Below are 13,932 nucleotides of genomic sequence, written 5' to 3' on the forward strand. Positions count from 1 at the left end.
TCGTGCTGTCCTGCCACATCGAGTGATGTGGGATATCGGTGGTAAAGACGGTGGATGTAACCTCACCGGCGAAACAACCTGTGCGAATTGATTTCAACTTGTTATCGTTGAGTTGCGAAATGATTTTTTAGTTAATTAACTTTTTAACAAAATACATCCACTGTTTTAACCAACATGACAGGTGGCGTGCAGGCGAAATAAAGGCAGACCATTGATGGTGCGATAAAAGTTGCATGTGCTGGCGTGTGTGGCGTTGTTAAAACTGGTGAGGCTGAATATGCCGAGATGGTTGAAAATCTTCCGGCATCCTGAGGTGCAATGGGGAGAGAAAAAGTCGTGAATCCGTTTTTCAAAAAAAACCGCCACGGTGACGTGGCGGTTGGAGGGGTTACGGTTCGTCGTGTAGTCGGGCTTAGAACTGTTCCCAGTCGTGGTTATTGTTTCTGCTCGCCAGCGCGGGTTTCAGGGCCGGTTTAAGCGCAGCCGGTTTTTTTAACGCCGGTGCAGTCTGCGGCTGACGGCGCGGCGATGGAGACGGCGACGGTGTGGCCGAGGCGTGCGCAATGTTAAACACACTCATCAGCTCCACCAGCTTCGCGGCCTGTTCGCTCAGGCTTTCAGCGGCACTGGTCGATTCTTCCACCAGCGCGGCGTTTTGCTGGGTGACGCTATCCAGCTGGGTGATGGCCTGGTTGATTTGCGAGATACCGGATTCCTGTTCCTGCGTGGTGACGCCGATTTCGCTAATCAGGTCGGCCACATGCTGTGCCTGAGTCACAATATCCGTCATGGTTTCACCGGCATGCGACACCAGTTGAGAGCCGCTTTCCACTTTTTCCATGCTGGTGGTGATGAGTTCTTTAATTTCGCGGGCAGCAGACGCTGAACGTTGTGCCAGTGAGCGAACTTCCCCAGCGACCACCGCAAAACCGCGCCCTTGTTCACCAGCGCGGGCCGCTTCTACCGCGGCATTGAGCGCCAGGATGTTGGTCTGGAAGGCGATGCCGTCAATCACGGTAATGATGTCGCCAATCTTACGGGAACTGGTGCTGATGTCGCCCATGGTGGCGATAACATCGCGTACCACATCGTTGCCTTTGGTCGCCGTCTGGCTGGCCGCGCTGGCAAGCTGGGCGGCTTCGCGCACGGTGTCGCCATTCTGGCGGATGGTCTGGCTAATCTGTTCCATTGAGGCGGCGGTTTCTTGCACGCTGGCGGCCTGCTCTTCGGTACGGCGGCTCAGGTCGTTGCTGCCGATGGCGATTTCACTGGAGCCGGTGGAAATTGAGGCGCTGCTGTCGTGTACCTGATGCACGATATCACTCAGTTTGGCACGCATGTCGCCCATGGCAGCCAGCAGGCTGGTGGTATCCCCGGCTTGCAGTTCGACGTTGATGGCCAGGTTGCCGTTGGCAATCTGACGCGCGATATCAGAGGCATACGCCGGCTCGCCACCCAGCATTTTTTTGATACGGCGGGTAATCAACCAGGCAATTGCGATACCCAGTACCGTCGAGATAGCGGTGAGTGCCAGCATCAGGATACCGGCGGTGCGTGCCGCTGCGCTGGCACGTCAGCCGACTGACGAGTGTCACTTTTCTGGTAGCTCACCATCGCGTTGATGGCTTTGAAGTAATTATCCTGCGCTGGTTTCACTTCGTCCATGATGACGGTTTTGGCTTCATCCAGCTTGTTGTTCAGGCTGAGCGCAATGGTTTTTTGCGTGGCAGCTTGGTTGATGGGCCGTACCTGATTGATTGCATCAAGCAGCGATTTTTCTTTGGGGGTGCTCGCCAGTTCACCTATACGTTTTAATATTTCATTATTTCTGGCCGAGTTTTGATTGATACGTTGTTTTGCCTGCTCCACCTGGTCATGCGTGGTAAACAGTGTCAGATTGCGTACCGCAATGGCGGTACTGTTCAGGTTATCTTTCAATTCCTGAACCAGCAGTAATCCTTCCAGTTGGTCGCTGGCCAGGGTATTGATGGTGTTGCCTTGCTGGCGTAATTCAAGCTGCCCATAGCCAGAAACGAAAAAGCTGATGACCAGCACGATGGCAAAACCTGCGCCCAGCATGGTGGCAAGTTTCATATTCTTCAGAATGCTCATGGTGTATCCCCCGAATGTTGTTTTTAATCACGACAAACCGGTGCGTGTTACCCGTCATTCTTCACGTTGCAGCGTTATTTTCTGCCTTGCCGCAATATGAATGATTACGGGCATAAGAAAGAACGAATACCAAAATCATCAGGTTATTTGTGATATCGAGGGTTAATCTAATCGATGAGTCTTTGTTATATCTTAGGATGTGAAATAAATTTTATTGATTGTGAATTTATTTTTTTAATCTTTATCAATCATGGTGTTACGTTTTAATTTTTAATTTTCTTTGGCGGTGGAAAATAATAATAGTCATGTGCGTTATTTTATATCGGTTGACGATATCTATACCTGGGGAAATCATTTTCAAAAAAATGAGTATCGTTGTGGATATACGACAGCGGCTGATAATAGACCCCGTTATTAATCGTGGTGTCAGGTATTTTTAATCGGGATAGCCCGCCACGTTGCCGTGGCGGTGTCAGGAGAAAAGGTGCTTAGAACTGTTCCCAGTTGCCGTTGCTGCCGGTGTCGTTTGCCAACGCCAGTCTGGACGGCGCTAACTTATGCGATGACATTCCCGGTTTCTGCAATGAAGGGGGCTGCTGCTGACCAAAGGTATTCTGAGTCGTGAAGATACTCATCAGTTCCACCAGTTTTGCCGCCTGATCACTCAGGCTGTCGGCGGCACTGGCTGACTCTTCCACCAGCGAGGCGTTCTGCTGGGTGACCTGATCGAGCTGGTTGACCGCATCGTTAATTTGCGAGATGCCGGATTCCTGTTCATGCGTGGTCACACCGATTTCGCCTATCAAATCCGCGACGTGACGCGCCTGCTTCACCAGCTCGTCGATGGTGGAACCGGCTTCGCTGACCAGTACCGAGCCCACTTCCACTTTTTCAACGCTGGCGGTAATCAGTTCCTTGATCTCTTTGGCAGCAGAAGCGGAGCGCTGCGCCAGGTTTCTGACTTCACCGGCCACGACGGCAAAGCCGCGGCCTTGTTCACCGGCACGGGCTGCTTCCACTGCTGCGTTGAGGGCCAGAATATTGGTCTGGAAAGCAATGCCGTCAATGACGCTAATAATGTCGCCAATTTTGTGCGAGCTGTGGGAGATCTCTTCCATGGTACGAACGATGTTACTGACGGCCTCGCCGCCTTTGGCGGCAGTTGAGCTGGCGGATTGCGCCAGTGTGGACGCCGTACGCACGGTATCGCCGTTCTGGCGGATGGTCTGACTCATCTGCTCCATTGAGGCGGCGGTCTGTTGCAGGCTGGCGGCCTGCTCTTCGGTACGCTGGCTCAGGTCGGTACTGCCGGCGGCAATTTCGCTGGCACCGGTGGCGATGGATTCACTGCTCTGGCGCACCTGGGTCACTATCTGCCCCAGCTTCTGCCGCATTTCGTTCATGGCAGCTAACACGCTATTGCTATCGCCTGAGCGCAGTTCAACCTGAAAAGCCAGATTGCCGTCAGAGATTTTCTGCGCCACCGCAGCGGCATACGCGGGCTCGCCACCCAACTGGCCTTTTACTGTACGAGTGATAAGCCAGGCGGTCAGTGCGCCGAGTACGGCGGCGGCCAGCGCCAGCGCCAGCATCACCGAGCCATCGGAACGGGCATCACGCATCGAGCTTTCGACCACATTCATGGTGACTTTCTTTTGAAAGTCGAGCATGTTGTCCAACGCCTTGAACACGCCGTTTTGGGCGGTTTGCATGTCGTTAAGGATCAGGTCACGTGCCTGGGTGCGCTGTTCCTGCTGGGCGGACATCCCCAGTGCGACGGCTTTATTAAAGGCTTGCAGATAAGCCGGACGCGCCAGCGTCAATTGGTTGAGCTGGTCGCGTGTTTCCGGCGTATCCAGCCGTTCGGAAAGTTGTTTGAGCACCTCGGTGTTACGCGCGATCTGCCGGTCTATCTGCTGCTTTTCAGCCGCGATACGCTCCGGGTCGTTACTGAGTGCGATATTGCGTACCAGACGGGAATTGGTATCGAAGCCGGTTTTGGCTTCCTGAATCAACATCATATTGGTGAGGGTCGTGGAGGAGAGGTGATCAATGTCATCACCGAGTCCTACCAGTTGGGTTCGGCCGAAGGTCGCGACCAGCAAACCGATTACGATGACCAGGGCGAATCCGGCACTCAGCATGGTGCCCAGCTTCATTTTTTTTAGCGCGTTCATAGATGTCCTTAACGTCGTGTATTCCATGTATTATTTTTACCTCGTCCAGGAGGTTAAATAGTTCTGAGTGTGTATCATTCAGGTTTATTCTATTTCATATGAGTATTTCTGTGAGCTAGCCGACAATTCTCCTGTTTATTAACTGTATTCTATGAATAGATAAGATGATGTTTTATAAGAGCCAGTAACATGGATCGTTGAAATCAGTGAGTAACGTAAAAATAGCCTTAAATAAAATTAGCCATAGCTGTGCTGGTTAATAAGAGTAAGGAATATAGTTTGATTTGTCGAATGTAAAGTGCGTAAGGCCAAATATACCCAAAATAATTCGAGTTGCAGGAAGGCGGCAAGAGAGTGAATCCCGATGAGTTTACTCAGGTTAGTGATTCGGGTGAGCGAGCGCAGCCAACACACCTGCAACTTGAAGTATGACGGGTATAAAACACCACCTGATAAGTTCAGATGGTGTTTTTGCAATTCTGGTCGTACTTTTACAGTTTTACGTTAAAGAAAGGGAAGAACGCGCAAACAAGAAATGATACCTATCAAATAATAAACCACAGCATCTGAATAATGACGAAACCCACCAGACCCATCACCGTGGTCAGTACCGTCCAGGTTTTCAGACCGTCGGCGACCGACAGCCCCAGATAGCGGGTGACCACCCAAAAACCGGCGTCATTGACGTGCGACAAGCCCAGCCCACCAAAGCAGGCGGACAGCGTGACCAGCACCAACTGCATGTGACTCATGCCACTGACCGCCTGACTCAGTAAGCCACTGGTGGTGATGATGGCGACGGTGGCGGAGCCTTGCGAGGCACGCAGCGCCAGCGAGATGATAAAGGCGGCTGGAATGATGGGCAGATGGATGGCGGTCAGGGATTCGGCCAGCGCTTTGCCGACGCCGGACTCCACCAGGACCTTACCGAAGGCACCGCCAGCGCCCGCGACCATGATCACTGCGGCGGAGGTAGGAATGGCGGCGCTCATCACATCACTGATTTTGTCTTTCGACCAGCCGCGACGCAGTGCCAGAAAATAGGTCGCCAGCGCCAGCGCAATCAGCAGGGCAACCGCCGGTGTGCCCGCCAGTACCATGGCTTTACGCAGCAGGTTGTCGGCAGGCAGGGTGGCAGCGGCAATGGTGCCCAGCAGAATAATACCGATAGGGATAACGATCAGGCTGGCTATCAGACCCGCGCCGGGAACCGCTTGATGACCGGGCAATCGGCTGGGTTCCGGTAATGTGCTGGGTTCCGGTTTGGATAACTGCATCTGTTCCAGCACCTCGATAGACAAGGCATAGTGGCGGCGGTTCATGCTACGAGCGGTAAAGTAGCCGACAATACTGGCCGGAATCGCGATGGCGATACCAACCATCATCAGCCAGCCGATGTCGGCACCCAGCATGGCACCCGCCGCCGCTGCGCCCGGGTGGGTAGGCAGCGCGACATGTACTGCCAGCATCACTCCAGCCATCGGCAGGCCGAATTTTAGCGGCGAAACATGGGCGACTTTACTGAACCCGTAAATAATGGGGACCACGATGATAAACCCGACCTCAAAAAACACCGGGATACCCAGAATAAAGGCGGCCATGGTCAGCGCGACCACGGTGTGTTTGGGGCCAAGGCTGCGGGTAAAGCGCTGTGCCAGCGATTCTGCGCCGTTGGAGGCTTCGATCATGCCGCCCAGCATCGCGCCAAGACCAATGATGATCGTGATAGAGCCCAGTAAACCGCCCATGCCGCCGGTGATGGCTTTCATGATGTTATCGACCGGAATACCGGTAGCGAGCGCCACCATGAAACTGACAACCAGCAGCGCGACAAAAGGATGAACTTTGGCCTTGATGACCATCAGCAGCAGAATCAGGACGCCAGCGATGGCGATGGTAAGCAACAGCGCGGTAGACATAGGTTATCCTCGCAATGGGGGAAGCGGTTATTTATATCGTTATGCGTTATAAATACGGGTGTCCCACGAATTTCTGGCAGCAATATATCTGCGTCATTTTTCGTAAAAAATGCATCGCAAAAATTACTATGCCGCCATTACTTCTTCAGGAAGCGTATTTTAAAAATTATCCCTGGTGGCAAGGCCACGGTGATAATGAATTCGGTTATTTCATTCGGCTATTACAATAAATAAGGTTTTATCCAGGTCAATCCGGCTTCGGTATTGCCACGTGGGTTATATTCACATCCAATCCAGCCGGAATAACCTATTTTGTCTAATTCATCGAAAATAAATGGATAGTTTATTTCCCCTTCATCCGGTTCATGACGACCCGGTACCGCCGCAATTTGAATATGACCATAGCGCCCTTTCATTTCGCGCAAAATATGCGTCAGATTACCGTCGACAATTTGTGCGTGATACAGATCGACCTGCACCATCACGTTACTGCGGTCTATCCGGTTGACCATATCCAGCGTCTGATATTGGCTGGCGAGGAGATAACGTGGTTTGAGGCCAGGATTTAACGCTTCCAGCATTACGGTGATGTCGTAGGGCGCAAACAGATCGGCGGCGTAGCGAATATTGTCGATGTAGGTTTGTTGGCAGCGCTGAATATCGGCATGTTCGGGTATGACGCTTGCCATAATATGCACCGACGGACACTGCAGAGCGATGGCGTATTCCAGCGCGAGCTGAATATCACGACGGGCGTCATCTACCCGCTCAGGCAATGCGGTAACGCCCCATTCTCCGGCGGCGACGTTGCCTGGCGCGGTATTAAATAATACCTGTTGCAGCCCATGCTGTTTTAATTTCTCCGCCAGCAGGTCGGCGGGATAGTCATAGGGAAACAGAAATTCAACGGCCTTGAACCCGGCCTGCGCAGCGGCCTGAAAACGGTCCAGAAAAGGCAGTTCGGTAAATAGCGTAGAAAGATTGGCGGCAAATTTCGGCATGATTAACTCCGTAATTCGGCAATTTCTTCATCCGTCAGATAACGGATGCGTCGGTCACCAAGAATAAAAATCAGTCTGGCGGTTTCTTCCAGCTCTTCCATATTGTCTGCGGCGGCCCGCAGGTCTTTGCCGGTCACAACCGGCCCGTGGTTGGCCAGCAGAAACGCCCGGTAATGCGGAGCAAGGCGGGCGAGGTCTTCCCCCAGCCGGGCATCGCCAGGGCGATAATAGGGCACCAACGGGACAGTCCCTACCCGCATCACGACATAGGGTGTAAACGGTCGGATCACATCCTGCGTATTCAGTCCTTCCAGACAAGATAACGCGGTGAGGTAAGCACTATGCAGGTGGACCACGGCGCGGCAGTCGGGGTTATTCAGATACAGTGCCCGGTGAAAGCTCACCTCTTTAGACGGTTTGTCACCCGATAACCATTCGCCGTTCAGGCTGACTTTGGATAAGCGCTCCGCCTGTAATTCTCCCAGACACGAGCCGGTGGGGGTGGCGAGCAGGTTGCCGTCTTCCAGCAGCAGCGACAGATTACCAGCCGAACCGGTGGCATAACCGCGCTGAAAGAACGAGGCACCCAGCCGCACCATCTCTTCGCGGGCCTGTTTTTCACTTGAGGTGATATGTTCGCTTTGTTTGCTCATGCACTCAGTTCCTATTGTTAACGCATTGAGGGTGACGAGGGATGCTGGGCGCGGGCAAAAAAGTTTTCATCGCCGAAGTTGCCAGACTTGAGCGCCAGCGACAGTGGGTGATCCACCGAGGTGACCCACGGCACGCCGGGCGAAATTGTAGGGCCGATGTGGAAGGCGCGAATGCCAAGCGTTTGTACGACGATGCTGGAGGTTTCACCGCCCGCGATGATAAAGCGGCGGAAACCCGCAGCCTGCAAGTGTGCCGCCACGCTGGCGAACAGGGTTTCCACCGCACGGCTACTGGCGGCGGCACCATACTGCTGCTGAATAGCACTCAGCGCCTGTGGTTCAGCGGTAGCGAACAGCAGGGGGGCCAGTGTGTCATCCCGATGGGTGATCGCCCAATCGGCGAGTTCGCGGGCGTAACGTTGCAACCCGGTTTCGCTTGCCAGACAGCGCACGACATCCACCGCCTGACTGGCCGCCTGCTGGCGATAACACGCCACCTGTTGGTTGGTCATTACTGAGCAGGAGCCGGAAAGCACCACGGCCGGGCCGGGTTGCGGCTCGCCCGCCTTCGTCGCCGGGCATGAGTCGGCACCTGCCCAGACGCGTGCTAATCCTATCGCCAGCCCGGAACCACCGGTGACCAGCTTCATCGTTCGCAGCGCCTCGCCCTGCGTCAGCAAATGCTGCTCGTTTAGGGTGTCTAACACCGCGTAGCGGCAGCCTTGTTCACGCAGTTGCGCCAGTTGCTGTTGCACCGCCTCGCTGCCTTGCTCCATCACACGATAAGGTACCAGTCCGCAACGTCCGCGCGCCTGGCATTCCATCAGCCGTAACAGGCTGCTGTCGGTCATGGGTGTTACCGGGTGATGGCGCATACCGGAATCGGATAACAGCTGATCCATCACAAACAGGTGCCCCTGATACACGGTGCGACCGTTGACCGGCAGCGCCGGGGAAATCACCGTCATCGATTCGCCCAGCGCGTCCAGTAGCGCGTCGGTCACCGGGCCGATATTACCGTTTGCCGTGCTGTCGAAGGTGGAGCAGTACTTGAAGTAAAACTGCTGACAATGCTGTGCCTGTAACCATGACAGTGCGCTCAGGGAATCGTCGATAGCTTGCTGCACCGGACAGGAGCGTGACTTAAGGCTGATGACCACCGCCTGCGCCTGCACCTGATAATCCGCCGACGGTACACCGTTGAGTTGTACCGTCGACAGGCCGTTTTGCACCAGAAAGCTGGCGATGTCGGTGGCACCGGTAAAATCATCTGCGATGACGCCCAGGGTAATCATGCGTCCTCCTGTGGTTGTGGAAATCCTTGTTGTGACGATCCTTGTTGTGGCAGTTCGATACCATTGAAAATCTTGATCACCGCGCTGTCATCTTCTTTGCCGAAACCGGCGTTGCTGGCGGCGGTAAACATGTTGAACGCGGTGGAAGCCAGCGGTAGCGGGAAGTGCAACGATTTGGCCGTGTCGGTAACCAGTCCCAGATCCTTGACGAAGATATCGACGGCAGATTTTGGCGTGTAGTCACCCTCTACCACGTGTTTCATGCGGTTTTCGAACATCCAGGAATTACCCGCGGCGTGGGTCACCACGTCATACATTACTGACAGTGGGATACCGGCGCGGGCGGCCAACGCCATCGCTTCGGCACCGGCGGCGATATGTACGCCCGCCAGCAACTGGTGGATGATTTTTACTGTCGCGCCGAGGCCAATCTCTTCTCCGATACGGTACACCTTGCCTGCGACGGCATTCAGTACCGGTTCGAGTTTCTCAAACGCTTCATGGCTGCCGGATGCCATGACCGTCATTTCCCCGGCAGCGGCTTTGATAGCACCACCAGACACCGGCGCATCCAGCATCAGTAATTGGTGTTCCGCCAGTCGTTCGGCAATGCGTTTGGCGTCCTGCGCTGAAATGGTGGAAGACACCATGACCGCAGTGCCCGGTTTTAGCTGTGCGGCGACATTGGCCTCGCCAAACAGAATGCTGTTGACCTGAGCGGCGTTGACCACCAGCAACACGACCGCATCGAGCTGTGTGGCAAAGTGGTCGATCCTGCTGTCGGCTTGTTCTGCGCCTTCCTGACGCAGTCGCTCTAGCGCGTGCGGGTTGATGTCTACGCCGTAGGTGGTCAATCCGGCGCGGATACAGGAGACGGCGGCACCGAATCCCATGGAGCCGAGGCCGATCACGGCGACAGCATACTGTGCGGGGGTCTGTGGGTTCATAGGGCTTTCTCTGTTAATTTTAGTGATATTTTGTTGTGATGTGTTAAATGTAGGCGCTTGTTAGCGGTAATGCGGTGATTGATATCACACAAATTAACATTGATGGGCAAGACGACGAGAATCGGGTGACGGGGCATGAGGAGGCCATATTGGCGGATGTTACGCTCTATTGCGGGCGGATGTCGGTGAGCGCATAGTTTGCGACGTGAATTTATGATAATTATCGCGCTCGGCACAGGGTGAAATCACAATAGTTATCACAGCAATTAACAGGAGTGGGGAAGTGATACCGGTAGAACGCCATCAAAAGATTTTGTCACTGATTACTGAACGTGGAGTGGTCAGCATCAGTGAGCTGACGGACATGCTGGGCGTATCGCACATGACAGTGCGGCGGGACGTACAAAAGCTGGAGCAGGATGGATTGTTGCTCAGTGTGTCTGGCGGGGTACGCTCGCCGGAGCGCCTGGCGATGGAACCCTCTCATCAGGATAAGTCAGTGATGTTCAGCCAGCAGAAAGAGGCGATTGGTCGGCTGGCTGCGCAGCAGATCCCGCATAACAGTTGCATTTATCTTGATGCGGGTACCACCACGCTGTCGCTGGCGCGCCAGTTGGCAGAGCGGGATGATTTACTGATTGTGACCAATGATTTCGCTATCGCCGCGTTGCTGATCGAATCCAGCCAGTGCCGCATGATCCACACCGGTGGCACCCTGTGCCGGGAAAACCGCTCCTGTGTTGGTGAGGGGGCGGCGCTGGCTCTGCGTAACCTGATGATTGATATTGCTTTCGTCTCTGCTTCCTCATGGAGCCTGCGTGGCTTGTCTACCCCTAACGAAGACAAGGTATCGGTGAAACGGGCAATTATCGAGGCCAGCAGTAAACGCATCCTGCTCAGTGACGCCTCTAAATATGGCCGTATCGCGACCTGGATTGCCACGCCGATAACGGTATTCGACAGCATCATTACTGATAACGGGCTACCCGTCGCCGCCAGAGACGCACTGGGGAAGATGGGGGTAACGGTGATGGTGGCTGGGTAAGACTGACTCACGGTGTGTTAACTGGCCTGCGTAATGGGGAGTCGCCGCTATTTTTCAGGTCACAGACGTGCTGGCGGCAGCTCACGTTTTGCGGTGTCATTTCTTGGTGCTCAGGAGAGAGGGATCATACCGAACAGGGCTGACGGCTACGGTAATGATTCTCAACAACTTGCTGATTAAAAAATAAAATTCGGTTACTGATCTTTCGACCTTCCCCGTTTCCTTTTCGCCAATGCAATCGTATGCACTTGTCATGGCGTTGTCATGTTGAGGTTATTTTTCTGTCATCTGCGCGTGTCATGTTACCTGCCGAATATAAAACGTGCTTTTTCGCTCATGGCGCTAACAACGAATCCGTACTCGCAATCGCTCGGTACTGACAGTCGATCAGTACTTACAGTCGATCAGTACTTATAAACGATCCGTACTTACAGCAGTACTCACCATGATCTCAGGAGACAGCATGTTTCAGCACGCTATCCGTAAAACTGCCGCCGTCGTTATTATGGCGTTAGCCGCCAGCGCACAGGCGCAGGCCGCTACCGAAGTCCAGTTCTGGCATTCAATGGAAGGGGAACTGGGCAAGACCGTGAACTCTCTGGCTGACCGCTTCAACCAGACACACAGCGACGTCAAAATCGTGCCGGTGTACAAAGGCAACTACGAGCAGAGCCTGGCAGCGGGTATCGCCGCGTTTCGTAGCGGTAACGCCCCGGCTATCCTGCAGGTGTATGAAGTCGGTACGGCGACCATGATGGCCAGCAAGGCTATCAAGCCGGTCTATCAGGTCTTCAAAGACGCGGGCGTGCCGTTTGATGAGAGCATTTTCGTGCCGACCGTTTCCGGTTACTACTCCGATGCCAAAACCGGTCACCTGCTGTCCCAGCCGTTTAACAGCTCGACGCCGGTGCTGTATTACAACAAAGACGCCTTCAAAAAAGCCGGTCTGGACCCAGAGCAGCCGCCGAAAACCTGGCAGCAGATGGCTGATTACACCGCTAAGCTGCGCGCGGCTGGCATGAAGTGCGGTTACGCCAGTGGCTGGCAGGGCTGGATTCAGATTGAAAACTTCAGCGCCTGGCACGGCCTGCCGATCGCCACCAAAAACAATGGGTTCGATGGCCTTGATGCGGTGCTGGAGTTCAATAAGCCGATTCAGGTCAAGCATATTCAAATGCTCGAAGACATGAACAAGAAAGGCGACTTCACCTATTACGGTCGTAAAGACGAACCGACCGAGAAGTTCTATAACGGCGATTGCGCGATGACCACCGCGTCATCCGGTTCACTGGCGAATATTCGTCAGTACGCCAAATTTAACTACGGTGTGGCGATGATGCCGTATGACGCCGATGTGAAAGGCGCGCCGCAGAACGCCATTATCGGTGGTGCCAGCCTGTGGGTGATGAGCGGCAAAGACGCGGCGACCTATAAAGGCGTGGCGGAATTCATGCAGTTCCTGTCTACACCGGAAATCGCCGCCGAGTGGCACCAGAAGACCGGCTATCTGCCGATCACCACCGCCGCTTACGAGCTGACCAAAAAGCAGGGTTTCTATGACAAGAACCCCGGTGCTGATATCGCCACCCGTCAGATGCTGAACAAAGACCCGCTGCCGTTTACCAAAGGGCTGCGTCTGGGCAACATGCCGCAGATTCGCACCATCGTCGACGAAGAGCTGGAAAGCGTCTGGACTGGCAAGAAAACCCCGCAGCAGGCGCTGGATGCCGCTGTGGAACGCGGCAACGTGCTGCTGCGTCGCTTCGAACAAGCGAACAAGTAACCGCATTCCGGGCCGAAGGGATTCGGCCACCCCTGTTTTTTCCTGAGAACCCTGTTTTCTGAGAATTCTGTTTTCTGAGAGCCTTGTGCATGAGTGCTTCCCGTCCTGTTTTTGGCCGCAGCCTGTTGCCTTACCTGCTGGTGCTGCCGCAACTGGCCATCACGGTGGTTTTTTTCCTCTGGCCAGCCGGGCAGGCGCTCTGGTATTCGGTGCAGAGTGTCGACCCGTTCGGCCTGTCCAGCCAGTTTGTCGGGCTGGAGAACTTCACTAATCTGTTCCACGACAGCTATTACCTTGGCTCGTTTTACACCACGCTGCTGTTCAGCTTTCTGGTGGCGGCGTCAGGGCTGGTGTTGTCGTTGTTTCTGGCCGCATTGGTGGATTACACCCTGCGCTTTAGCCGCTTATACCAGACGTTGCTGATTCTGCCTTATGCGGTTGCGCCTGCGGTGGCGGCGGTATTATGGATGTTTTTGTTCAACCCCGGTCTGGGGCTGATTACCTGGTTATTGCACCAGTTGGGCTATGACTGGAACCACGCGCAGTACAGTGGTCAGGCGATGTTTCTGGTGGTGCTGGCGTCGGTCTGGAAGCAAATCAGCTACAACTTTCTGTTTTTCCTCGCGGCGTTACAGTCTATTCCCCGTTCGCTGATTGAAGCGGCGGCGATTGATGGTGCCGGGCCGGTACGCCGTTTCTTTAATCTGGTGCTGCCGCTGATTTCACCGGTGAGTTTTTTCCTGTTGGTGGTCAACCTGACCTACGCCTTCTTCGATACCTTCCCGGTTATCGATGCCGCGACCGGCGGCGGGCCGGTACAGGCGACCACCACGTTAATCTACAAGATTTACCGCGAAGGGTTTGCCGGTCTTGATCTCTCCAGTTCGGCGGCGCAGTCGGTGGTGCTGATGCTGGTGGTGACCGTGTTGACGGTTATCCAGTTCCGCTTTGTCGAGCGTAAGGTGAATTATCAATGAGCCAGTCTGCCATGACCGCAAGC

At 54.4% G+C, this 13,932-nt stretch carries 9 protein-coding genes and 1 pseudogene; 3 read left to right on the forward strand and 7 right to left on the reverse strand.

Annotation, left to right across the window (positions count from 1 at the left end; genetic code table 11):
* Positions 1–412: 412 nt before the first annotated feature.
* The 7 genes and pseudogenes from FAZ14_RS17535 to ltnD form a co-directional block, all read right to left on the reverse strand.
* Positions 413–2,112 (reverse strand): annotated as a pseudogene (locus tag FAZ14_RS17535) (methyl-accepting chemotaxis protein).
* A gap of 488 nt (positions 2,113–2,600) precedes the next feature.
* A complete protein-coding gene (locus FAZ14_RS17540; protein WP_153508950.1) occupies positions 2,601–4,289 on the reverse strand; it encodes a methyl-accepting chemotaxis protein in 1,689 nt (562 codons plus the stop codon).
* A 545-nt stretch (positions 4,290–4,834) separates the two neighbouring features.
* A complete protein-coding gene (locus tag FAZ14_RS17545; RefSeq protein ID WP_153508951.1) occupies positions 4,835–6,208 on the reverse strand; it encodes a GntP family transporter in 1,374 nt (457 codons plus the stop codon).
* A gap of 221 nt (positions 6,209–6,429) precedes the next feature.
* Positions 6,430–7,209: a 2-oxo-tetronate isomerase gene (otnI, locus tag FAZ14_RS17550; protein WP_153508952.1), complete on the reverse strand. Its 780-nt coding sequence runs from the start codon at positions 7,207–7,209 to the stop codon at positions 6,430–6,432.
* A gap of 2 nt (positions 7,210–7,211) precedes the next feature.
* Positions 7,212–7,862, reverse strand: a complete 651-nt coding sequence (gene otnC, locus FAZ14_RS17555; RefSeq protein WP_016942800.1) for a 3-oxo-tetronate 4-phosphate decarboxylase — start codon at positions 7,860–7,862, stop codon at positions 7,212–7,214.
* Positions 7,863–7,879: 17 nt separating this feature from the next.
* Positions 7,880–9,157, reverse strand: coding sequence for a 3-oxo-tetronate kinase (otnK, locus tag FAZ14_RS17560; protein ID WP_153508953.1), 1,278 nt, complete (start codon positions 9,155–9,157; stop codon positions 7,880–7,882).
* On the reverse strand, positions 9,154–10,104 hold the full coding sequence (gene ltnD, locus FAZ14_RS17565) for an L-threonate dehydrogenase (protein ID WP_153508954.1): 951 nt from the start codon (positions 10,102–10,104) through the stop codon (positions 9,154–9,156). Before ltnD ends, otnK begins: the two co-directional genes overlap by 4 nt.
* A gap of 283 nt (positions 10,105–10,387) precedes the next feature.
* Here ltnD and ygbI point away from each other — a divergent pair, with 283 nt between their 5' ends.
* The 3 genes from ygbI (at position 10,388) to ugpA (ending at position 13,909) form a co-directional block, all read left to right on the forward strand.
* On the forward strand, positions 10,388–11,149 hold the full coding sequence (ygbI, locus tag FAZ14_RS17570; RefSeq protein ID WP_038906006.1) for a DNA-binding transcriptional repressor YgbI: 762 nt from the start codon (positions 10,388–10,390) through the stop codon (positions 11,147–11,149).
* 463 nt (positions 11,150–11,612) lie between these two features.
* A complete protein-coding gene (gene ugpB, locus FAZ14_RS17575) occupies positions 11,613–12,932 on the forward strand; it encodes a sn-glycerol-3-phosphate ABC transporter substrate-binding protein UgpB (protein WP_016942804.1) in 1,320 nt (439 codons plus the stop codon).
* 89 nt (positions 12,933–13,021) lie between these two features.
* Positions 13,022–13,909, forward strand: coding sequence for a sn-glycerol-3-phosphate ABC transporter permease UgpA (gene ugpA / locus FAZ14_RS17580; protein WP_038925708.1), 888 nt, complete (start codon positions 13,022–13,024; stop codon positions 13,907–13,909).
* Positions 13,910–13,932 lie beyond the last annotated feature (23 nt).

The sequence above is a fragment of the Dickeya oryzae genome (assembly GCF_009372235.1).
In the GTDB taxonomy this organism is placed as follows: domain Bacteria; phylum Pseudomonadota; class Gammaproteobacteria; order Enterobacterales; family Enterobacteriaceae; genus Dickeya; species Dickeya oryzae.